We start from the raw sequence: 22488 nt of genomic DNA on the forward strand, positions 1-22488 counted from the left end.
GCTCAGGGCTGACGGGTGAGGCCGGTCACCGACTGCTCGTCCTGCCAGCACTGGACGCCGCTGAGGTCGGGCAGCAGGTCGCGGGTGAACACCGGGTCGCGCCCGGCGCGCCGCTGTCGCGTGTAGTCGCGCAGCAGCCGGAACGCGATGCCCGAGAGCAGTGCGATGGCCACGAGGTTCACCAGGGCCATCACGCCCATGATCCCGTCGGCGGTGTTCCACACCAGCGACGAGTCCAGCACCGACCCGGCGAACACGGCCACCACCACGAGCGTGCGGTACCCGGCCAGGACAGCGGGTGAGTTGGTGATGAACTCGACGTTCGACTCGCCGTAGTAGTAGTTCCCGAGGATCGAGCTGAAGGCGAGCAGGAAGATGATCACCGCGAGCAACCAGTTCGACCAGGCGCCGAGGTTCGCGACGAGCGCCGTCTGGGTGAGCTCGATGCCGGCGGTCGCGCCGCTGAGGTCGGGGTTGGAGACCAGGATGATGAACGCGGTGACCGAGCACACGAGGAAGGTGTCGAAGTAGACGCCGAGGGTCTGCACGAGGCCCTGCTTCACGGGGTGCGTCACCGCGGCGCTGGCTCCCGCGTTCGGTGCCGAGCCCAGCCCAGCCTCGTTGGAGAACATGCCGCGCTTGACGCCCTGGAGGATGACCGTGCCGACAGCACCGCCGAAGACCTCCTGGGCGCCGAAGGCCTCGGTGAGGATCACGGCGAACACCTCGGGGACGCGCTGGACGTTCAGGGCCACGATCACGATCCCGGCCGCCAGGTAGAGCAGCGCCATCGTGGGCACCACGGCCTGGGTCACGTGGGCGATCCGCCGGATGCCGCCGAACACGACGAGACCGGACAGCACGGCCAGGACCACGGCGACCACCCAGACGACCGGGCTCGAGCCGTCTCCGGAGCCGGTGCCGACGGCGGCGTCGAGCGTCGTGGCGATCGTGTTGGCCTGCAGGGACGAGAACGCGAACGGGAAGCAGACGATGAGGATGACCGCGAAGACGATGCCCATCCACCGGGCCTTCAGACCGTGCTGCATGTAGTAGGCGGGGCCGCCGCGGAAGCCGTCGGCGTCGCGCACCTTGTAGAGCTGCCCCAGGGTCGACTCGACGAAGGACGACGCGCCGCCGACGAACGCCATGACCCACATCCAGAAGACCGCACCCGGTCCGCCGAGCGCGATCGCGGTGCCGACCCCCGCGATGTTGCCGACGCCGACCCGCGACGCCGCCGAGACCGTGAATGCCTGGAACGCCGACAGCGACTGCGGTTCGCCGTCCGCGTCCTTCGGTGTCTTGTCGGTCAGCGTGCGGAACATCTCCGGGATCAGCCGGAGCTGCACCGCCCTGCTGCGGATCGTGAACCAGAGACCGAGCACCGCCACGACGGGAAGCACGGCGTTGGTCCAGAGGATGTCACCGGCGTCGAGGACCCAGGCGTCGAGCATTTCCATCAGGACAGCATGCGGCCCCGGCCCGCCGTCTGCCCGGTCAGAGCGGACCCGGGCGCGGCCCTATCTTTTGCCGACCTCCGCCGTGCGTGTCTGTAATGGAAGCCGCCGGGGCATCGAGGGACGCGAGGCTGCCGGACGTGTGGACCGGGAGGCCGGGCCATGCTCGACCGCTCTGGGGGTCTCACGATGCAGGCTGACGACCGCACGCAGGAACGCACGGCGAAGATCAGCGTCGCCACGCTCACCGCGATGGTGGTGGGCTCGATGGTGGGGGCCGGTGTCTTCTCGCTCCCGAGCCGGTTCGCGGGCGAGACCGGCGTGCTCGGTGCTCTCATCTCGTGGGCCATCGCGGGCAGCGGCATGCTCATGCTCGCCTTCGTGTTCCAGCGGCTCGCGATGCGCAAGCCCGACCTCGACTCCGGTGTCTACGCCTACGCGAAGGCCGGTTTCGGCGAGTACCTCGGCTTCTTCTCGGCCTTCGGGTACTGGGCCAGCGCGTGCGTCGGCAACGTCACCTACTGGATCCTCATCATGTCGACGGTGGGCGCGATCCTGCCCGTGCTCGGGGAGGGCGACACCCTCGTCGCGTTCCTCGTGTCGTCGGCGTGCGTGTGGCTGTTCTACCTGCTGGTGCGGCGCGGGGTGAAGGAGGCCGCGGCCATCAACCGCATCGTCACGGTCGCCAAGGTCGTGCCGATCGTCATGTTCGTGCTCATCGCGGTCTTCCTGCTGGACCCGCAGGTGCTCAGGGACAACTTCGAGGGCTACGGCAGCACCGGCCCGCTGTTCGACCAGGTGCGCGGCACCATGCTCGCCACGGTCTTCGTCTTCCTCGGGGTCGAGGGCGCCAGCGTCTACTCGCGGCACGCGCGCCGCCGCGAGGACGTCGGCCGCGCGACGGTGCTGGGCTTCCTCATGGTGCTCGCGATCTTCGCGTCGGTGACCATCGTGTCGTACGGCATCCTCCCGATGGAGGAGCTCGCCGAGCTGCGCCAGCCGTCCATGGCGGGCGTGCTCGAGGCGGCGGTGGGCGGCTGGGGCGCGGTGTTCGTGAGCGTCGGCCTGATCGTGTCGGTGCTGGGCGCCTATCTGGCCTGGACCCTCATGTCGTCCGAGGTCCTGTTCGTCGCGGCCAAGGACCGGGACATGCCGCGGTTCCTCGCCCGGTCGGACGCGAACGACGTGCCGCGGGCGGCGCTCCTGCTGACGACGGCGCTCATCCAGGTGGTCCTGGTCGTCACCCTGCTGTCCGAGGACGCGTTCACCTTCGCGCTGGACCTGACCAGCGCGCTCTCGCTCGTCCCCTTCCTGCTCGCCGCCGGCTACGCGCTCAAGCTGGCCCTCGGGCGCGGCGGGCCGGCGGCGGGCAGCCCCACGACGCGCGACCTCGTCATCGCGGTGCTCGCCGTGCTCTACACGCTGTTCCTGCTGTTCGCGGCCGGGCTGACGTTCCTGCTCCTGTCGTTCGTCGTCTACGCCCCGGCGACCGTCCTGTTCGCGATGACCCGCCGTGAGCAGGGCCGACGGGTGTTCAGCAGGGGCGAGCTGGTGATCTTCGTCGTGTCGGTCATCGGCGCGGTGATCGGCGTCGTCGCCCTCGCCACGGGCGCGATCTCCATCTGAGGAAGGGACCCCATGACCATCCAGAGCAGCGACATGTCACTCCCCTCGGCGGCCTACGGAGTGCACTCCGAGGTGGGCCGCCTGCGCAAGGTGCTCGTCTGCCGGCCGGGGCTCGCCCACCGGCGGCTCACGCCCACCACGTCGGACGACCTGCTCTTCGACGACGTGCTCTGGGTGGACCGGGCGATCGAGCACCATGCCGGGTTCGTCGCGGACCTGCGGGCCCGGGGCGTCGAGGTCGTCGAGCTGCACGACGTCCTCGCCGAGACGGTGCGGGTGCCCGGGGCGCGGGACTGGCTGCTGGACCGGAAGATCGTCCCGGGCATCGTCGGGACCGGGCTCATCGACGCGACCCGCGAGTTCCTCGAGGGCCTGGTCCCCGAGCAGCTCGCCGAGTACCTGATCGGCGGGCTCGCGACGCACGACGTGCCCGACCTGCCGGCGGCGTACCGGTCCTTGGCGGAGTACACGGCGGACTCCCGGGAGTACCTCATGGCCCCGGTGCCCAACACGCTGTTCACGCGCGACACGACCTGCTGGCTCTACGGCGGCGTGACGCTGAACCCCCTGTACTGGCCGGCGCGGCACGACGAGACGCTGCTGATGAAGGCCGTCTACGAGTTCCACCCGGACTTCGTGGGGTCCACCGTCTGGTGGGGTGATCCGGAGACCGACCACCAGCGGGCGACGCTCGAGGGTGGCGACGTCATGCCCGTGGGCAACGGCACGGTGCTCGTGGGCATGAGCGAGCGGACGTCGCGCCAGGCGATCACGCAGGTCGCGACGGCGCTGTTCGAGCGGGGCGCCGCCGAGCAGGTGATCGTCGCGGGCATGCCCAAGCTGCGCGCGGCCATGCACCTCGACACGGTCATGACGTTCGCCGACGTCGACACGGTGACCGTCTACCCGCGCATCGTCGGCGCCATCCACCCGTTCGTGCTGCGCCCGGGCTCCGGCGGCGGCCTGTCGGTCACCGACGAGGGCGGCACGACGTTCCTGGAGGTCGTGGCGCGCGAGACGGGGCTCGGTGCGCTGCACGTCATCGAGACCGGCGGCGACGTCTACGAGTCGGAGCGGCAGCAGTGGGACAGCGGCAACAACGCCGTCGCGGTGGAGCCGGGTGTCGTGTTCACCTACGACCGGAACACCACGACGAACGACCTGCTGCGCAAGGCGGGCATCGAGGTGATCGAGATCAACGGTGCGGAGCTGGGCCGCGGACGCGGCGGTGGGCACTGCATGACGTGCCCGATCATCCGCGACCCAGCCACCTGACGGTTCGTCAGGCGTGGAGCCAGACCGTCGTGTCCGACGAGAGGGCGACGGCGTCCGACGACGTGTCGAGGTCACCCGAGGCCACCAGCACCTCCGCCTCGGCGGGCAGCGTGAGCGGCGCGGCACCGAGGTTGCTGATCACGACGACGCCGGCCACCCGGAAGGCGACGACGTCGGGGGAGTCCGACAGTGCGTCGACCCAGGAGAGGGCGCCCGCGCCGATCCGCTCGCTCCGGCGCAGCTCGAGCGCCGTCCGGTACATCTCGTAGGTCGAGCCCTTGACGCCGTACTGCCGGTCGGCGGCGAGGTCGGCGTAGACGTCGGGCTGCGGCAGCCACGTCGTGCCGGTGGGGCCGAACCCGTTGCCCGGCGCCCCACCGACCCAGGGCAGCGGCACGCGGCAGCCGTCCCGGCCGGGCTCGGCGCCGTCGGTCCGGAAGAAGGACGGGTCCTGGCGTACCTCGGCGGGCAGCGCGGTGTGGTCCGGCAGGCCGAGCTCCTCGCCCTGGTACAGGTACGCCGAGCCCGGCAGGGCCAGCATGAGCAGCGTCGCGGCCCGGGCGCGGCGCAGGCCGAGCTCGGCATCGGGCTGCGGGTCCGTCGCGGCGATGCCGTTGAGCTGGCGGCCGCCGATCTCGGCCAGGCCGAAGCGCGAGGCGTGCCGCACGACGTCGTGGTTCGACAGCACCCAGGTGGTCGGGGCGCTGACCGCGTCCATGGTGTCCAGCGACACGTCGACGACCGCGCGCATCTTCGCCGCGTCCCACGGTGCCGTGAGGAACGAGAAGTTGAACGCCTGGTGCATCTCGTCGGGCCGCACGTAGCGGGCCAGGCGGCTCAGCGGCTCCACCCAGGCCTCGGCGACCAGGCAGCGGTCACCCGGGTACTCCGCCAGGACGCGGTGCCAGGCGCGGTAGATCTCGTGCACGCCGTCCTGGTCGAACATCGGGCCCGCGTGGCCGGCGCCCGTCGAGCCGTCCTCGGGAGCGCTCGGGTCGGTGACCTGCTCGTGGCCGTCGTCGACGGTGCCCTCGACCATGGAGACGTGGCCCTCCCAGTCGGGCAGGCCGGGCGCCTTGACCATGCCGTGCGCGACGTCGACGCGGAAGCCGTCGACGCCCCGGTCCAGCCAGAACCGCAGCACCGCCTCGAACTCCGCGCGGACCTCCGGGTTCTCCCAGTTCAGGTCGGGCTGCGAGGAGTCGAACAGGTGCAGGTACCACTGCGGTCCCAGGGGGCCGTCGTGCTCAGCCGGTGCCAGCCGCGTCCAGGCCGGGCCGCCGAAGATCGACTGCCAGTTGTTCGGCGGCTCGTCGCCGGCCGGGCCGCGGCCCTCGCGGAACATGTAGCGCTCGCGGGCGTCCGAGCCGGGTGCCGCGGCCAGCGCTTCCTGGAACCAGACGTGCTGGTCGGAGGAGTGGTTCGGCACGAGGTCGACGATGATCCGCAGGCCGCGCTCGTGCGCGCCGGCGAGCATCTCGTCGAAGTCCTCGAGCGTGCCGAAGAGCGGGTCGATGTCGCGGTAGTCGGCGACGTCGTAGCCCGCGTCCTTCTGGGGGGAGCGGTAGAACGGGCTCAGCCAGACGGCGTCGACCCCCAGCTGCTGCAGATGGTCCAGCTTGGCGGTGACGCCCGGCAGGTCGCCGATCCCGTCGCCGTTGCCGTCCGCGAACGAGCGCGGGTAGACCTGGTAGATCACCGCGTCGCGCCACCACTCACCGCTGGCGGCGGGGGTGTGGACGGGTGCTCCGGCGCTGAGGTCGTCGGTGGTGAGCGGGGCAGTACGTGGCACGTGTCGCGTCCTCGTGGTCGGGGGTATGTCGGATGTAACGCTTGCTGCAAGCGTACGGGAGTTATTCCGCCCCCTGTGCCGGATGTGACCCGTCAGACGCGAGGCGCGGGTGCGGCACCGGTCGAGCCGCGGACCACCAGCTCGGGGGTGAACAGCAGCTCCGAGCGGGGCGCTCGCTCGCCGTGGATCTCGGTGAGCAGGGCGCTGACTGCGGCGTGCGCCATGTCGGCGACGGGCTGGCGCACCGTCGTCAGCGGCGGGTCGGTGAAGGCGACCAGCGGCGAGTCGTCGTAGCCGACCACGCTCACGTCGTCCGGCACGGACAGGCCGCGCGAGTGGGCGGCCCGGACGGCGCCGAGCGCCATCAGGTCGGACCCGCAGACGACGGCGGTGTGGCCGGCGTCGAACAGGTCGCCCGCCGCTGCCTGGCCACCCTCCAGCGTGTAGAGGGTGAGGGCCACGTGCTCGCGCGCCTCCTCCTCGGTGGCGGCGAGGCCGTGCCGTACGAGCTGGGCCGCGAAGGCCTCGATCTTGCGCTTGGCCGGCACGAACCGGTCGGGACCGATCGCCATGCCGATGCGCCGGTGGCCCAGGGTCACCAGGTGGCGGACCGACAGCTCGACGCTGGCGGCGTCGTCAGGGGAGACGAACGGCGCGTCGATGCCCGCCGCGTAGCCGTTGATCAGCACGATCGGCAGGCCGCGGCCGCGCAGCCGCTGGTAGCGCTCGGTCGACGCCCGGGTGTCGGCGTGCTTGCCGGACACGAAGACGATGCCGTCCACCGCGTGGTCGATCAGGGTCTCGACGTACTCGTCCTCGGTGGTGCCGCCCGGCGACTGGGTGCACAGCAACGGCGTGTAACCGCGCGAGGCGAGCTGCGACTCGATGGCCTGCGCGAACGCGGGGAACACCGGGTTCGACAGCTCGGGGACCACCAGGCCGATGAGTCCGGCGGGCCGGGCGCGCAGCGCGGACGGGCGCTCGTAGCCGAGCACGTCGAGGGCGGCGAGCACCGCCTGACGCGTCTCGCCGGCGACGCCGGGCTTGCCGTTGAGCACGCGCGACACGGTCGCGGTGGAGACCCCTGCCTGTTCGGCGAGGTCGGTCAGTCGGGTGCGCACGCCTGGCAGCCTAAGTGACATGCGACTCCTTCGTCGTGAGTGATCGCCCCAGGGGCTGGAGCAGTGTTGCAAGCGATGCTGAAACTTTATCGCAACGGCTTGCAAGTTTGCCGGACCCGGCCTTACGGTTCGTGGCATCGAACCAGGCCCGGCGTCGGGCCGTGAACACCGGGAGTGACGATGCGACGGAGCATCCTGACCGCCGCCGCGCTGACCGCGACGCTGGCGCTGGCCGCCTGCGCGGGCGGCGCCGACCAACCAGCCGGCGAGGAGTCGTCGGCACCGCCGGACGGGACGGGCGCCACCCTCACCGTCTGGGTCGACGAGACCCGCCAGGCCGCCGTGGAGGAGGCGGCAGCAGGCTTCGAGGAGTCGACGGGCGCCGAGGTGGACGTAGTCCTGAAGAACTTCGAGGACATCCGCCCCGACTTCCTGGCCCAGGTGCCCACGGGCAAGGGCCCCGACATCACCGTCGGCGCGCACGACTGGCTGGGCGAGCTCACGTCCAACGGCGTGGTGGCCCCGATCGAGCTCGGCGACACCGCCGACGCCTTCGAGCCGGTCTCCGTCACGGCGTTCACGCAGGACGACCAGGTCTACGGCCTGCCGTACGCGGTCGAGAACATCGCGCTGATCCGCAACACCGAGCTCGCCCCTGAGGCCCCTGCCACGTGGGACGACGCCATCGCGGCCGGCGAGGACGCAGGTACCAAGTACCCGCTGCTGATCCAGACCTCGACCGAGGGTGACCCCTACACGTACTACCCGCTGCAGACGTCGTTCGGCGCCCCGGTCTTCGAGCAGAACGAGGACGGCACCTACGCCCCCGAGCTCGCGCTCGGCGGCGAGGGCGGCACGAAGTTTGCCCAGTGGCTGGCCGAGCAGGGCGAGGCCGGCGTGCTGAGCACCGACGTCACCTACGACATCGCGGTGGCGGCCTTCGCCAAGGGCGAGTCGCCGTACATCGTCGGCGGCCCGTGGATGCTGGAGCAGTTCGGGGACCTCGACCTGGCGATCGACCCGATCCCGAGCGCCGGTGGCGAGCCTGCCCAGCCGTTCGTGGGCGTGGCCGGCTTCTACGTGAGCGCACAGAGCGAGAACGCGCTGCTGGCCAACGACTTCCTGGTCAACCACATGGCGACCTCCGAGGCGCAGCTCGCGCTCTACGAGGCGGGCGACCGCCCGCCGGCCCTGATCGAGGCCGCCGACACGGCGTCGGAGGACCCGATCACCGCCGGCTTCCGTGAGGTGGGTGCCGAGGCCGTGCCGATGCCGTCGCTGCCCGAGATGGGCGCCGTGTGGGCGTACTGGGGCGTCACCGAGGCCGCGATCATCTCCGGCAAGACCGACCCGGCCAAGGGCTGGGACAAGATGGTCGACGACATCCAGGGCGAGATCGGCTGATGTCGTTGCCTGCGACCCGGGGCTCCGGTCGGACCGGCTGGAGCCCCGGGTTTCTCGTCAAGCTCGCCCTGATCGCGCTGGTCGACGCCCTCGGCGTCTACGCGGTCCTGGCCGCGTGGAGCGCCGAGTCGTGGGGCCTCCTGGCCGCCATGGTGGCGCTGCTGCTCGCGGCGAACTGGGCGTACTTCAGCAAGCGGGCCCTGCCGTGGAAGTACATCCTCCCGGGCCTCGCCTTCCTGCTCGTCTACCAGGTGTACGTCGTGGCCTACACGGGCTACGTCGCGTTCACCAACTACGGCGACGGGCACAACTCCACCAAGGAGCAGGCGATCGAGGCCCTCCTGGTGCAGAACGAGCGCCGGGTGGAGGGATCGCCGTCGTCACCCCTGACCGTGGTCGCCCAGGGCGACACGCTCGGCTTCGCGGTCGTCTCGCCCGAGGGCGTGGTCGAGGCGGGCACGGCCGACGAGCCGCTCGCGGCGGTCGACGGCGCCTCCGTGGAGGCGGACCGGGTCACGGCGCTGCCCGGGTACGAGGTGCTGGAGTACGCGGCGGTCCTGGAACGGCAGCAGGAGGTCACCGACCTGCGCGTGCCGGTCTCCGAGGACCCGAACGACGGCTCGATCCGCACCCAGGACGCCCGCACCGGGTACGTGTTCACGTCCACGCTCACCTACGACGCGGCGTCCGACACCATGACGGACACCACGACCGGGGTGACCTACACGCCCAACGACGACGGCCAGTTCGAGGCCGCCGACGGCAGCACCCTGCCCGTGGGCTGGCGCGTGCTGGTGGGGCTGGACAACTTCGTGACCGCCTTCGGCGACGAGCGGTACGCGGGCCCGTTCGGCAAGATCCTGCTCTGGACGTTCGCGTTCGCGGTGATCTCGGTGGCGTCCACGTTCCTGCTCGGTCTGTTCCTGGCCATCGCGTTCAACGACGCGCGCCTGCGCGGACGGCGCGTCTACCGCACGCTGGTGATCCTGCCGTACGCGATCCCGGGGTTCCTCGCGGCCCTGCTGTGGTCGGGACTGCTCAACCGGTCGTACGGGTTCGTGAACCAGGTGCTGTTCGGCGGCGCGGAGATCCCGTGGCTCACCGACCCGCTGCTGGCCAAGCTGGCCGTGCTCGGTGTGAACCTGTGGCTCGGCTTCCCCTACATGTTCCTGATCTGCACGGGCGCCCTGCAGTCGCTGCCGGGCGACGTGCTGGAGGCCGCGAAGATCGACGGCGCCGGGCGGTGGCGTACCTGGCGGTCCATCACCCTGCCGCTGCTGCTGGTCGCGACGGCGCCGCTGCTCATCTCGTCGTTCGCGTTCAACTTCAACAACTTCACGCTGATCTACATGCTCACCGGCGGCGGACCCCGGTTCGACGACGCCTCGGTACCGCTCGGGCACACCGACATCCTGATCTCGATGGTCTACTCGGTCTCCGGGCTCGACGGGACCGCGGCCAAGGACTACGGCCTGGCGAGCGCGCTGTCGATCGTCATCTTCCTGGTGGTCGCCACCATCTCCGCCGTGGCGTTCCGACGTACCCGCTCGCTCGAGGAGATCGCCTGATGAGCACGACGATTCCCCCGGCCCGTCCGGCGGCGCCGCCCCGCCGGACCGCCCTTCCTCGCCGTGTGACGCCCGCCCGGTGGTTCTCCGACCTCGGCTGGCGCCACCTGGTCGGCGTGCTCGCGATCGTCTACGCGGGTTTCCCGCTGGTCTACGTCGTCTCGGCCTCCCTGGCCGACGCCGGCACGCTCACGGGCTCCAACGAGCTCTTCGCGTCGGTCTCCGGCGCCAACTACGTCGCGCTCGGCGGCACGAAGTTCTGGACCTGGATGGGCAACACCCTCGTGGTGGCGGTCGCCACCGGCGCCGGGACCGTGCTCATGGGGGCCGCGGCGGCCTACGCGTTCTCGCGCTTCCGGTTCAGCGGACGCCGGGTGGGGCTCACCGCGCTGCTCGTGATCCAGATGTTCCCGCAGATGCTCGCGTTCGTGGCGATCTTCCTGCTGTGCATCTCGCTCGGCAACGTCGTACCGGTGCTGGGGCTCGACTCCAAGCTGTCGCTGATCTGCGTGTACCTGGGCGGCGCGCTCGGGGTGAACACGTTCCTCATGTACGGGTTCTTCAACACCGTGCCGCGCGAGATCGACGAGGCCGCGAAGATCGACGGCGCCTCGCACGCGCAGATCTACTGGACCATCGTGCTGCGCCTGACCGCGCCGATCCTGGCGGTGGTGGGGCTGCTGAGCTTCATCGCGACGTTCGGCGAGTTCATCATCGCGCGCGTGCTGCTGCAGTCGGAGGAGAACTGGACGATCGCCGTCGGGCTCTACGGCTGGGTGTCGTCGCTGCAGGAGGCCAACTGGGGCCTGTTCACCGCGGGCGCCGTCGTCTCGGCGCTGCCGGTGCTCGCGCTGTTCCTGTTCCTGCAGAAGTACATCGTGGGCGGCCTGACGGCGGGGTCGGTCAAGGGCTGACCAGCCGGGCGTGCAGCGCCAGCGCCGACAGGTCCGTCAGGGACGAGACCTGGTCGACCACCACGCGCAGGCGGGCGGCGTCGTCGGGCGCCGCCCGCCAGTCGGCGGCGAACGGCGTCTCCAGCTCGTCGGGGGCGCGGTCGGCGAGCACGTGCACCAGCTCGGCCAGGATCTCCCGCTCGCGCAGGTAGCGGGGTTCCTGGCCGCGCGGCGCCATGACGTACGTGACGGCGATGCCCTTGAGCGCGAGGATCTCGTGCTCGGTCTCGGCCGGGACCACGAGCCGGGCGGCGTACCGCGTGAGCGGGCCCTCGCCGTACACGGCCCGCGTGGCCACGATCGCCGCGCCGATGAACCGGCCGATGAGCTGGCTGGTCATGTCCTTGAGCGAGGCCAGGGAGCGGCGCGACCCGTCATAGGCGCGCACCAGGTGGCCCTCGCCACGCAGGTAGTCCTGCAGCCGCCCGATGGCCGCGTCGATGGCGTCCTCGGTGTACCACTCGCCGTACCAGGCACGCACGTACTCGGCGACCCGCTGCCGCTCCCCGGCGTCCGCCATGAGGTCGAGGTCGATCCGGCCGGCCACCACGCCGTCCTCGACGTCGTGCACCGAGTAGCTGATGTCGTCGGCGAGGTCCATGACCTGGGCCTCGAGGCACTTCACGCCGTCCGGCGCGTCCTGGCGGAGCCACTCGAAGACCGGTAGGTCGTCGGTGTAGACGCCGAACTTGCGGCTGGCGGTGCCGTCGGGGCGGGCCGGGCCTGCCCCGTATGCCCAGGGGTACTTGACGCTCGCGTCGAGGCTCGCGCGGGTCAGGTTGAGGCCGGCCGGGGTGCCATCGTCGTCGAGCACCTTGGGCTCGAGGCGGGTCAGGAGGCGCAGGGTCTGGGCGTTGCCCTCGAAGCCGCCGATCGGCTGCGCGATCTCGGCCAGGGCCGTCTCGCCGTTGTGCCCGAACGGCGGGTGCCCGAGGTCGTGGGTGAGGCAGGCGGTGTCGACCACGTCGGGGTCGCAGCCCAGCGACCGGCCCATGCCGCGGCCGACCTGAGCGACCTCGAGGGAGTGGGTCAGGCGCGTGCGCACGAAGTCGTCGTGGCCCGCGCCGAGCACCTGGGTCTTGGCACCGAGGCGCCGCAGCGCGGAGGAGTGGACCACCCGCCCGCGGTCACGTTCGAACGGGGTCCGGGCCTGCGACTTGGGGGGTTCGGTCACCCAGCGCTCGACGTCCTGCGCGCTGTACGACGGCGGGATGCTCTTCCCGGCGGGTTGCTCCACGCCACCACTCTAGCCACGCGGACCGACATCCCCGGAATCCGGCCTCGTCGTCGTCGGCCGGGCGGGCTCGGGCCGCCGGTCAGGGCGTGCGGAGGCAGGTGCTCGGACCTGCCTCCGCCGGGGCAGCCCTACTTGTTGTTGCTGTACCAGCTCAGGCCGCCGGGCAGGTTGATCGAGTGCTTCTTGGTGCGCGAGTTCCAGGTCCAGGGACCGATCTTGAAGCTCATGGACGACAACCCCTTCTGGGTGATGTTGAACTTGAGCGGGCCGAGCGACAGCCTCTTGCGATATCGGATTCCCATGATTCCTGACTTTCCTCCTCGGGTCGGGGCAAAGCGTACCGAACCTCGCCACTCCGGCAAACCGCCTTCGCCCCTCGTTGAGTGCTGGATATTTGTCGGTCCCGCGGGCGAGATCGCACAGATAGCCAGCACTCAACAGGTCGGGAGGGTCAGTCGCGGTCCGCTACCCAGGCGTCGCTCGCGCGCTGGACGTCCGCCGCCGTCACCGACTCCGCCACCGTGACGAAGTACCAGCGGTGGCCGAACGGGCAGCGCACGGCCGCCTGCCGAAAGCCCTCGAACCAGTCCGCCGGCTCGGCGACGCTGCTCGCGCCGGCACCGATCGCGCGGGCGTACGCGGCATCCGTGTCCTCGACCGGGACGGTGAAGCTCGCATGGGTGGGCTCGCCGGGCTCGGGGGCCACGGAGTCCGGCGGGAACGCGGCGGCGACGGTGAACGTCGACTCGCCGGCGGCCGACCGCAGGATCAGGTCCGAGTGGATCACGGCGCCGCCGGCTGTGATCACGTCGAGCGTCTCGGCGCCGAGCGCCGCCTCGTAGAAGTCGATGGCCGCGCGGGCGTCGCTCACGGAGATGTTGGGGTGCAGGGCTGAGTTCTTCATGTGCCCGATGCTTCCGTGGCCCGGCTGTGCCAGTCTTGGAGATATGCGACAGGTGTTCGACGGCGATCGCGCGGTCACGCAGGCGCTCGACTCCGGGCCCACGCTCGGGATCGTGAACCCCGCGCGTGCGCGCGACCGGTTCGTGCTCGCGCGCGTCGAGCCCGACCCCGACCTCGCCGACCTGGTCGACTGGCACTGGGTGATCACCTGGGACCTGCCACCTGGCACCGCGTTCACGCAGACCGTCATGCCGCACCCCGTCGGGCACGTCGTCGCGGAGGACACCGGGTTCCTCGGCTACGCCATGCCCGCCGGCCTCTTCGAGCGCACGCTCTCCCGGTCCGGCGCCGTGGTCGGCACCAAGCTGCGTCCGGGCGGGTACCGGGCGCTGCTCGGCCTCGCGCACCCGGGCGAGCGGGGCGCCGTCGAGCCGGCGGACTTCCTCGGCCCGACGGCGGCGGGCGCCGGCGCCGAGGCGCGTGCCCAGGCGGCGGCCGGGCGGCCGGACGAGGCCGTCCGGACCGTCACCCCGCTGCTCCGTGCCGCCGCCGAACGGTCCCGGACGCCGCGCTCCACAGCCGCTCTCGCCGCCCTCCGTGAGGCCTTCGCGGTGATCGCCGACGCCGTGCCCGGCACCACGGTCGCGACGCTCGCCGCACGGCTCGGCACCACGCCGCGCTCGCTGCAGCGCCTGTTCGCGGACTGGGTGGGCGTGAGCCCCAAGTGGGTGCTGCAACGGCACCGGGTACACCTCGCCGCCGAGATGCTGGGCCGCGATCCGGGGCTGGAGCTCGCAGGGCTCGCGGCCGCCGTCGGCTACTACGACCAGGCGCACTTCACGGGGGACTTCGTGCGCGCCGTGGGCGTCGCGCCGGGTGAGTACGCCCGCAGCTGTGCGGCGGCGCGTTGGGCTTGAGGGTCTTAGCGCGACTCGATCCGACCCAGAGGGCTGGCGCTCTGGGCCAGAGCGGTGCGGGCAGCCGTCCAGCTGTCCGACTCGATGTCGAGCGCGTCGCGCAGGTAGGCCCAGCTGAGCCGCTGGACCAGGGCCACCCGCTCGGGGTGCTCGTCGGTGGTCTCGCTGATCGCGTAGCCGCCGATCCCGCCCAGCGAGTGCTCGGCCCGGAACAGGGTGAGCAGGCTCTTGCTCCCAGGGCTGAGGAAGTACGGGTCGGTCGTCCAGTCCGGCCCGCGGACGCTCAGCGGGAGCTCGTCGTGATCGCCGGCGACCACCAGGGCAGGTGTCGTCATGTCGGCGAAGCTCGGGTTCCGCAGCCATGGGAAGTTTTCGGCGGCGAACGGTGTCAGGTCCGCCCCTCCCCGCCCGGCCGTGGCGAACAGCACGCCCGCCTTGATGCGCGGGTCGGACAGGTCCTCCGCCTCTTCGCCCTCCGTGTCGCCGACCCGCAGGCCCAGCAGGATGCCCGCCGTCTGGCCACCGAAGGAGTGCCCCGCGGCGGCGATACGTTGCCGGTCGATACGGCCCGTCAGGCCCGGTACCGCGGCCACCAGGACGTCGAGGTGGTCGAGGGCGTGCTTCACGTCCTCGACCCGATGACGCCAGAACCGTGGCCGGCGGGGGTCGTCCGGCGCGAGGCCGAGGGTCCTGGAGTCGAGGTGGGTCGGCTGGACCACCACGAACCCGTGTGCGGCCCAGAAGTCGGCCAGTGGGCCGTAGCCGTGCAGTGACGAGCCGAACCCGTGCGACAGGACGACGACCGGCAGGTCCCGGCCGGTCGCCGGGGCCGAGACCTTGACCTGGAGGTCGGCGCCGCGGCCCGGTGCGTCCAGCGTCACCGGGTGGGCCGAGACGACGAGGCCGCCGGTGCCGCCCTCCGGCGCCGCGCCCGCCGTCTCCGGTGGGGCCGTCTGGTATGTGGTCATGGAACGGACTTCCTCTCTGCACGGGCCGGCGGGCGGTCCGAGGCCGACGGTCCTGCCTGCTGTCTGTCTGGCTGGTGGTCGAGGACGTTGATCTGACATCCTGAATAAACGGGACGTCGTCCCGATTGAACATACGGGACGGTGTCCCGTTTCGCAACGTCGTGCTGGAGGGGTAATCGTGGTAGCTGGCATCGAGCAGGAGGACGGGCGGGCGGGCAAGCCCAGACGGGCGGACGCGCGCCGCAACGAGAAGGCGCTGCTCGACGCCGCCGCGTCGGTCTTCGTCACCTCCGGCGTGGAGGCTCCGATCCGTGACATCGCGGCCCGGGCCGGCGTCGGGACGGCCACGATCTACCGCCACTTCCCGACGCGAGCGGACCTCATCGTCGCTGTCTACCGGCACCAGGTCGAGGAGCTCGCCGAGGCGGGGCCGGTGCTCCTGGCGAGCAGTGCGACGCCCTATGCGGCGCTGGCGCTCTGGCTCGACACCTTTGTCGACTTCGTGGCCACCAAGCAGGGGCTGGCCACGGTGCTGCAGTCCGACGACCCCTGCTACGACCCGCTGCACACCCACTTCGTCGAACGGCTGGAACCGGTGTGCGCTCGGCTGCTCGACTCCGCGGCGTCGTCGGGTGAGATCCGGTCCGGTCAGGACCCCTACGAGCTGATGCGTGGGGTCGGGGGCCTCTGCGCGGGCGTCGGCAGCAACCCGCGCTACGACGCGCGCAGGCTCGTCGGGCTGCTCGTCGCGGGCCTGCGCGTCTGACTCCTCGCGGTGTGGACGGCGGCGTCGTGCCCCGGCACGCGAGCATAGACTTCGGAGCGTGGCCGGGCTGATCAGACGCGAGGATGTGGACCAGGTCCGCGAACGCGCGCGGATCGACGAGATCGTCTCGGCGCACGTGACCCTGAAGCCCGCCGGGGTGGGCGCGCTGGTGGGTCTGTGCCCCTTCCACGACGAGCGCAGCCCCAGCTTCAACGTGCGCCCGAGTGTCGGCCGCTACCACTGCTTCGGCTGTGGTGAGGGCGGCGACGTCATCGAGTTCGTCATGAAGATGGACGGGCTGAGCTTCACCGAGGCGATCGAGTACCTCGCGGGCAAGACCGGTGTGCAGCTGCGCTACGAGGAGGGCGGTTCCGCCCGTCCGCGTGAGGAGCCCGGCAAGCGTCAGCGCCTGCTGGAGGCCAACCGGGTGGCCGCCGAGTTCTACGCCGAGCAGCTCATGGGGCCGGACGCCGCGGCCGCGCGGACGTTCCTGGCCGAGCGCAGCTTCGACCGGTCGGACGCCGAGCACTTCGGCGTCGGGTTCGCGCCCAAGGGCTGGGACGCGCTGCAGCGGCACCTGCAGGGCCGGGGCTTCACGCAGGCCGAGCTGGTCGCCAGCGGTCTGATGTCGCAGGGCCAGCGCGGCATCTACGACCGGTTCCGCGGCCGGGTCGTGTGGCCCATCCGGGACGTGACGGGCGCGGTGATCGGCTTCGGCGCGCGCCGCCTGTTCGAGGACGACCAGGGGCCCAAGTACCTCAACACCCCCGAGACCAGCCTCTACAAGAAGTCGCACGTGCTGTACGGGATCGACCTCGCCAAGCGGGAGATCGCCAAGGGCAAGCGCGTGGTGGTGGTCGAGGGGTACACGGACGTCATGGCCGCGCACCTGTCCGGCGTGACGACGGCGGTGGCCACGTGCGGCACGGCGTTCGGCGCCGACCACGCCAAGGTGGTGCGCCGCCTGCTCGGCGACACGACGGCGGGCGGCGGCCTGCAGCTCAAGTCCGGCACGTCGCTGGGCGGCGAGATCATCTTCACGTTCGACGGCGACGCGGCAGGCCAGAAGGCGGCGGTGCGTGCATACGGCGAGGACCAGCGGTTCTTCGCGCAGACGTTCGTGGCCGTCGAGCCCAGCGGCATGGATCCGTGCGACCTGCGCATGGTGGGCGGCCCGGAGGCCGTGCGGGCGCTGGTGGACGGCCGGGTGCCGCTGTTCCAGTTCGTGGTGCGCAGCAAGCTGGACGAGTTCGACCTGAACACGGCCGAGGGCCGGGTCAATGCGCTACGGGAGGCCGCGCCGATCATCGCCGGCATCCGCGACACCGCGCTGCGGCCCGAGTACGCACGCCTGCTGGCGGGCTGGATCGGCACCGACGAGCGGGCGGTCGCGCGGGAGATCCAGCGCGCGGCGAGCACGCCGTCGCTGCGCGAGGCGCCGCCGACGGCTCCGGGGGGCGACGGCGGGCACGGCGGGCCGGGCGGCTCCGACGAACGTCCGGCGGCGGGCGGCGTGCCGCAGCTGCCCGCCCCCGACCCCCGCGACCCCGTGGCGCGTGACGAGCGGCTCGCGCTCGTGGCCGTGCTGCAGTACCCGCAGCACGTGCCGGAGGTGTTCGACACCCTGGGCGAGGACGCGTTCGCCGTGCCCGCCTGGCGGGCCGTGCACTCCGCGATCCGGGCGGCCGGGGGAGCGGCGGCCGGGCGCGACGTGTCGGCGGCCCAGTGGGTGGGGGCGGTGCTGGAGCAGGCCCCGGAGACAGTGGCGGGCGTCGTCACGCAGCTCTCGGTGGCGTCGCTGCCGGAGGACCGGGAGGCGGCCATCGCGGCGTTCGTCGAAGGGGTGGTGCGCCGCGTCGTCGACCTCGGTCTCACGCGCCGCGTCGCCGACGCGCGGAGCCGGCTGCAGCGGCTGGACCCCGCCGACACGGAGACCTACCAGGCGGCGTTCGCCGAGCTCCTGGCGATCGAGGCCGAGCGCCGCACCCTCCGCGAGAGCGCGAACGCCTAGCTGCCGCCCGGCACGATGGTCGGCAGGACGTCAGGTAGTCGGTACCCCGGGATACCGACTACCTGACCTTCTACCGACCACCCGAGGGGGTTGTCCTCGGGTTGTCGCGGGGGAGCAGGAGCACGGTCACGGCCATCACGGCCGCGCAGGCGACGACACACCAGAAGACCAGGTGCATCGCGTGCGCCAGACCGGGGCCCTCCGGTGCGCCGTCCGGGCCGACGGTGGTCACGGCGTTCACGACGGCGCCGAGCGCCGCCACGCCCACGGCCTGGCCGATCGACCGGGCGAACATGTTGGTGGCGGTCACCGCGCCGCGCTCGTTCCAGCCCACGCTGTGCTGCGCGGCCAGCAGCGTGGGCACGGCGACCAGGCCCATCCCCAGCCCGATCACGAACACGGCCGCCGAGATGTGCCACACCTCCGAGCCCGTGCCGAGGCCCAGCGTCAGCAGGGACCCGGTCAGCACGATCGCCGAGCCGATGACGGCGGTCCAGCGGAAGCCGATGGACAGGTAGACCCGGCCCGACAGGGTGGCCGCCAGCGGCCAGCCGACCAGGAGCGCGGCCAGCGCGAACCCGGCCACGAGCGGCCCGACGCCGAGCACACCCTGCGCGTAGATCGGCACGTAGGTGGTCAGCCCCAGCGTGATGACGCCGATGGTGAGCCCGGCCGCCGTCGACGCGCTGACCACGCGGCGACGCAGCAGCCCCAGGTCGAAGATCGGGTGCGCGCTCCGGTGGGAGACCACGGCGAACCCCGCGAGCAGCACCGCCGAGGCGACGAACATCCCCGCCGACTCGAGCGAGGCCCAGGCCCACGCGTGCCCGCCCTCGAGCAGGCCCAGCACCAGGGCGGTGCTGCCGGCCGTCAGCAGGGTCGCGCCCAGGTAGTCGATGGGCTCACGCTCGCCCTCGCGCTGCTTCTCGTGGAACCGGCGCCAGAGCACGACGGCCGCGATGGTGGCGATCGGCACGTTGACCCAGAAGATCCAGCGCCAGCTCACGAACTGGCTGAACACGCCGCCGAGGGTGGGCCCGAGCACCGACGAGGCAGCCCAGACGCTCGCCAGGTAGCCCTGGATCTTGGCGCGCTCGGCCAGCGTGTAGATGTCGCCGGCGATCGTCATGGACATCGGCATGATCGCGCCCGCACCCAGGCCCTGCAGCACGCGGAACCAGATGAGGGCGGGCATGCTCCACGCGACGGCGCACAGCACCGAGCCGATCAGGAAGAACCCGATCCCGACCATCATCACGCGCTTGCGCCCGAACACGTCGGCCAGCCGCCCGTACAGCGGCACGGTCACGGCCTGCGCCAGCGTGTACGCGGAGAACAGCCACGGCACCTGCTCGAACGCGCCCAGCTCGCGCGCGACGGTGGTCGACGCCGTGGCCAGGATCGTGACGTCGAGGGCGACCAGCGCCGTCGAGAGCATCAGCGCCGCGAGGATCGGGCCGCGATCTCCGCGCAGGCCGAGCCGTACCTCCGTGGCGGCGCCCGTGGACGGCGCGCTCATGCCGGTGGCTTCCGTGTGTGCTGCACGACACATACAAAGTTGCCCGGGGCAGCGTCTATTCCCGGCGCCGGGTCCAGACGCCTACTTGGGGCGGTTGCCGGGCCAGCCCTCCGGGACCGGTCCGTTCCCGCGGTCGGGCACGGCCTCGGCGACGCGGCCGATCGTGTCCAGGAAGGCGTTGACGTCGGCCTCCTCCGTGCCGATCGCGCGCCGCAGGGTGCGGTCGAACGCGATCGCCGCGGACTTGAGCTGTTGATAGAGGGCCTCGCCCGCATCGGTGACCTCGATGCGCTGCACCCTGCGGTTCGATTCCTCGCGGGTGCGGACCACGAGCCCGCGGTCCTCCATGCCACGCAGATGGTGCGTCAGGGTGGCCTCCCGGATGCCGACGGCGTGCGCGAGCTCGCGCTGGGTGGCCGGTGTGCCCTGGTGCAGGGCGAGCAGGATGTGCCAGACCTGCCAGCTGCCGCCGTGCTCCGACAGCAACGCGTCGAACGCCCGCATCACCCGCTGCACGGACTGCCACATCGTGGGCACGACCGGGAGCAGCCCTGGCCGGCTCGGCCTCGTCACGTGGTTCGTGCCGCCTGGTTCGCCGTCGGGCTGCCCGCTTGGTCGCATGGACGAAGGGTAGTTCGGCGGCCCCCGAAATGCATTGACGGCTAATGCTTAGATGTCTAACGTTAACGCCGGCAGGTTCGGTATCTACTCGGAGGCTCGACGATGGCCACGCAAGAACCCAGCACCACCGCACAGCTCACCGCCCACGCGCTCGACAGCGCCCTGGCCCCCCTGGCGGCCGCGCTCGGCGACCGCCTGCTCACCCCCGCCGCCGCTGGGTTCGCCGACACGGCGGCCGTGTTCGTGGGCGGCCCGACACGCACTCCCGCCGCCGTCGCGCGCGTCCGGACCGCCGACGAGGTCGCCACGGCGCTCGCCGTCGCACGCGAGACAGGACTGCCGCTCGCGGTGCGCAGCGGCGGCCACCACCAGGCACGGCACGGCCTGGTCGACGGCGGCCTGGTGCTCGACCTGCGCCTCATGGACGGCGTCGACATCGACCCGGCGGCCGGCGTCGGGCACGCGGGCGGCGGCGTCCTCGCCGGCGCCTACACCGCGGCGGCCGGCGCCCACGGTCTGGCGACCGGGTTCGGCGACACGGCGACCGTCGGCGTCGGCGGCATCACGCTGGGCGGCGGCATCGGCTACCTCAGCCGGCGCGACGGCCTCACCGTCGACAACCTGCTCGGCGCCGAGGTGGTCCTCGCGGACGGCAGCGTCGTCGAGGCCAACGCCGGCGAGAACCCCGACCTCTACTGGGCGCTCCGGGGCGGCGGAGGCAACTTCGGCGTCGTGACCCGGCTGGACCTGCGGCTGCGCGAGCTGGGCACGGTCACGGGCGGGATGATGATGTGGGCGCCCGCGCCGGCCACGCTCGCCACCGTGCTGCGGACCTTCGCCGAGGGGCCCGACGAGTTCGCGGGCATGGTGAACGTGATGGTGGCCCCGCCCGTGCCGATGATCCCGGCCGAGCTGCACGGCACACCGATCATCATGGCGCTGCTCTGCCACTCCGGCACCACCGCCCAGGCGGACGAGGCGCTCGCACCGCTGCGTGCCCTCGGCCCGGTCTTCGACGGTGTCCAGGAGCTCCCGTACCCGGCGATGTTCGAGGGCGCGGGCGGCCCGCCGCCCGGCGGGATCGGGGACGCGCGGACCGGGTTCCTCGGCCAGGGCGCCTGGGCGCCCGACGAGGCATGGGCCGCCGACGTGATCGCGGCGATCTCCGGGGCGGGCGGCCCGGCCGCGGTGAACATCCGTGCCATGGGTGGGGCGATCGGCCGCGTCGACCCGGCGGCCACGGCCTTCGCCCACCGCGACCCCGCCTTCATGGTCACGGTCGGCAAGTTCGCCCCCGCCGTCGAGGCCCTTCCTGCGGCGAGCGAGTGGGTGACCGCGAAGGCGGAGGAGCTCGGTTTCAGCGGACGCGGCTACGTGAACTTCATGGGGACCGCCACGGAGCAGGACGTGCGCAACGCCTACCCCGAGGCGACGCTCGCGCGGCTCCGCGAGGTGAAGCGGACATATGACCCGGGCAACCTGTTCGCGTCGAACCACAACGTGACGCCCTAAACGATTCGGAGCATTGTCCGGCCTTCGTCGGGCTCCGAGGATCGAGCACGACCGATCTCACGGAGCACCGACGAAGGAGCCGGACGTGACTCTCTACAAGACCCTCGGCCGGGCACGGGCGACGGCACTGGTCGCCGCCCTGAGCCTGCTCATGGCGGCGGCCATGGTCGTCGTACAGCCCAACCCGCCCGCCGCCTACGCGCACGGCGGCCTCACCTACCCCGAGACCCGTACCTACGCCTGCTACGTGGACGGGATCGAGAACGGGCAGGGCGGCGGCCTGAACCCGCAGAACCCGATGTGCCAGAACGCGTACGCCGAGAACGGCAACTACCCGTTCTACAACTGGTTCGGCAACCTGCTGAGCAACGCTGACGGGCGGCACCGGGAAGTGGTGCCGGACGGCAACCTCTGCGGTCCGCAGGAGGCGTTCTCCGCCTTCCGCGAGCCCGGCACCCAGTGGCCGACGACGACGGTCGCGCCCGGCCAGACCATCACGTTCCAGTACAACGCCTGGGCCAAGCACCCTGGCACGTGGACGCAGTACATCACCAAGGACGGCTGGGACCCGAACCAGCCGCTCGCCTGGGACGACCTGGAGCCCGTGCCGTTCGACGAGGTGACGAACCCGCCCCTGCGCCCGGGCGGTCCCCAGGGTGACGAGTACTACTGGGACGCCACGCTGCCGTACAAGTCCGGTTACCACATCATCTACTCGATCTGGACCCGGTCGGACAGCCCGGAGGCGTTCTACAACTGCGCGGACGTGGTGTTCACCGCTCCGACGGCCACCTCGCCGCGGTAGAACGACAGCGAGGCCGAACGCGACCCTTGC

At 71.7% G+C, this 22488-nt stretch carries 19 protein-coding genes; 10 read left to right on the plus strand and 9 right to left on the minus strand.

Features of this window, described 5'->3' with window-relative positions:
* Positions 1-2: 2 nt before the first annotated feature.
* Complete coding sequence (locus LUM46_RS06910; protein ID WP_274993039.1) at positions 3-1463, minus strand: alanine/glycine:cation symporter family protein; 1461 nt, start codon at positions 1461-1463, stop codon at positions 3-5.
* 186 nt (positions 1464-1649) lie between these two features.
* Between LUM46_RS06910 and LUM46_RS06915 the strand changes: the two genes are divergently transcribed.
* Entirely contained in the window at positions 1650-3086 is a 1437-nt protein-coding gene (locus tag LUM46_RS06915; RefSeq protein ID WP_274993040.1) for a basic amino acid/polyamine antiporter, read from the plus strand.
* Between the two features lie 12 nt (positions 3087-3098).
* Positions 3099-4361, plus strand: coding sequence for an arginine deiminase (locus LUM46_RS06920; protein WP_274993041.1), 1263 nt, complete (start codon positions 3099-3101; stop codon positions 4359-4361).
* Positions 4362-4368: 7 nt separating this feature from the next.
* Here LUM46_RS06920 and LUM46_RS06925 read toward each other — a convergent pair whose 3' ends face one another.
* Positions 4369-6153 (minus strand): glycoside hydrolase family 13 protein, encoded by a 1785-nt coding sequence (locus tag LUM46_RS06925; protein WP_274993042.1) that lies wholly within the window; start codon positions 6151-6153, stop codon positions 4369-4371.
* Positions 6154-6245: 92 nt separating this feature from the next.
* Positions 6246-7295: a LacI family DNA-binding transcriptional regulator gene (locus LUM46_RS06930; protein WP_274993043.1), complete on the minus strand. Its 1050-nt coding sequence runs from the start codon at positions 7293-7295 to the stop codon at positions 6246-6248.
* Positions 7296-7454: 159 nt separating this feature from the next.
* Between LUM46_RS06930 and LUM46_RS06935 the strand changes: the two genes are divergently transcribed.
* Genes LUM46_RS06935 through LUM46_RS06945 form a run of 3 tightly spaced genes read left to right on the plus strand, consistent with a single transcriptional unit; the run spans position 7455 to position 11160 of the window.
* On the plus strand, positions 7455-8678 hold the full coding sequence (locus LUM46_RS06935) for a sugar ABC transporter substrate-binding protein (protein ID WP_274993044.1): 1224 nt from the start codon (positions 7455-7457) through the stop codon (positions 8676-8678).
* Positions 8678-10246, plus strand: coding sequence for an ABC transporter permease subunit (locus LUM46_RS06940; protein ID WP_274993045.1), 1569 nt, complete (start codon positions 8678-8680; stop codon positions 10244-10246). The genes LUM46_RS06935 and LUM46_RS06940 overlap by 1 nt, the downstream gene beginning before the upstream one ends.
* Complete coding sequence (locus LUM46_RS06945) at positions 10246-11160, plus strand: sugar ABC transporter permease (RefSeq protein ID WP_274993046.1); 915 nt, start codon at positions 10246-10248, stop codon at positions 11158-11160. The genes LUM46_RS06940 and LUM46_RS06945 overlap by 1 nt, the downstream gene beginning before the upstream one ends.
* Here LUM46_RS06945 and LUM46_RS06950 read toward each other — a convergent pair.
* The 3 genes from LUM46_RS06950 to LUM46_RS06960 all read right to left on the minus strand — a co-directional run bounded on the left by LUM46_RS06950 (position 11150) and on the right by LUM46_RS06960 (position 13340).
* On the minus strand, positions 11150-12436 hold the full coding sequence (locus tag LUM46_RS06950) for a deoxyguanosinetriphosphate triphosphohydrolase (protein WP_274993047.1): 1287 nt from the start codon (positions 12434-12436) through the stop codon (positions 11150-11152). The two genes, LUM46_RS06945 and LUM46_RS06950, sit on opposite strands and share 11 nt — an antisense overlap.
* A 128-nt stretch (positions 12437-12564) precedes the next feature.
* Positions 12565-12738 carry a DUF4236 domain-containing protein gene (locus tag LUM46_RS06955; protein WP_171104560.1) on the minus strand — a complete coding sequence of 58 codons (174 nt, stop codon included), beginning with the start codon at positions 12736-12738 and terminating at the stop codon, positions 12565-12567.
* A 149-nt stretch (positions 12739-12887) separates the two neighbouring features.
* The gene (locus LUM46_RS06960) at positions 12888-13340 is read right to left on the minus strand and encodes a VOC family protein (RefSeq protein ID WP_274993048.1); all 453 of its coding nucleotides are present in this window, start codon (positions 13338-13340) and stop codon (positions 12888-12890) included.
* A gap of 43 nt (positions 13341-13383) precedes the next feature.
* On the opposite strand from LUM46_RS06960, the gene LUM46_RS06965 reads away from it, so the two are divergent.
* Positions 13384-14256, plus strand: coding sequence for an AraC family transcriptional regulator (locus tag LUM46_RS06965; RefSeq protein WP_274993049.1), 873 nt, complete (start codon positions 13384-13386; stop codon positions 14254-14256).
* A 5-nt stretch (positions 14257-14261) separates the two neighbouring features.
* Here the strand turns inward: LUM46_RS06965 and LUM46_RS06970 are convergent, their stop codons facing one another.
* Positions 14262-15224, minus strand: coding sequence for an alpha/beta hydrolase family protein (locus LUM46_RS06970; RefSeq protein WP_274993050.1), 963 nt, complete (start codon positions 15222-15224; stop codon positions 14262-14264).
* Positions 15225-15402: 178 nt separating this feature from the next.
* Between LUM46_RS06970 and LUM46_RS06975 the strand changes: the two genes are divergently transcribed.
* Both LUM46_RS06975 and dnaG read left to right on the plus strand, forming a co-directional pair.
* The gene (locus LUM46_RS06975) at positions 15403-15990 is read left to right on the plus strand and encodes a TetR/AcrR family transcriptional regulator (protein ID WP_274993051.1); all 588 of its coding nucleotides are present in this window, start codon (positions 15403-15405) and stop codon (positions 15988-15990) included.
* A 58-nt stretch (positions 15991-16048) separates the two neighbouring features.
* Positions 16049-18001, plus strand: coding sequence for a DNA primase (gene dnaG, locus LUM46_RS06980; RefSeq protein ID WP_274993052.1), 1953 nt, complete (start codon positions 16049-16051; stop codon positions 17999-18001).
* 70 nt (positions 18002-18071) lie between these two features.
* Here dnaG and LUM46_RS06985 read toward each other — a convergent pair whose 3' ends face one another.
* Both LUM46_RS06985 and LUM46_RS06990 read right to left on the minus strand, forming a co-directional pair.
* Positions 18072-19520 carry an MDR family MFS transporter gene (locus LUM46_RS06985; protein ID WP_274993053.1) on the minus strand — a complete coding sequence of 483 codons (1449 nt, stop codon included), beginning with the start codon at positions 19518-19520 and terminating at the stop codon, positions 18072-18074.
* An 81-nt stretch (positions 19521-19601) separates the two neighbouring features.
* Positions 19602-20141 carry a MarR family winged helix-turn-helix transcriptional regulator gene (locus LUM46_RS06990; RefSeq protein ID WP_274993054.1) on the minus strand — a complete coding sequence of 180 codons (540 nt, stop codon included), beginning with the start codon at positions 20139-20141 and terminating at the stop codon, positions 19602-19604.
* A gap of 102 nt (positions 20142-20243) precedes the next feature.
* On the opposite strand from LUM46_RS06990, the gene LUM46_RS06995 reads away from it, so the two are divergent.
* Together LUM46_RS06995 and LUM46_RS07000 are read left to right on the plus strand one after the other, a co-directional pair.
* The gene (locus LUM46_RS06995; RefSeq protein WP_274993055.1) at positions 20244-21653 is read left to right on the plus strand and encodes an FAD-binding oxidoreductase; all 1410 of its coding nucleotides are present in this window, start codon (positions 20244-20246) and stop codon (positions 21651-21653) included.
* Between the two features lie 85 nt (positions 21654-21738).
* The gene (locus LUM46_RS07000) at positions 21739-22458 is read left to right on the plus strand and encodes a lytic polysaccharide monooxygenase auxiliary activity family 9 protein (RefSeq protein WP_274993056.1); all 720 of its coding nucleotides are present in this window, start codon (positions 21739-21741) and stop codon (positions 22456-22458) included.
* Positions 22459-22488 lie beyond the last annotated feature (30 nt).

Source organism: Promicromonospora iranensis (assembly GCF_028994805.1).
In the GTDB taxonomy this organism is placed as follows: Bacteria; Actinomycetota; Actinomycetes; order Actinomycetales; family Cellulomonadaceae; genus Promicromonospora; species Promicromonospora iranensis.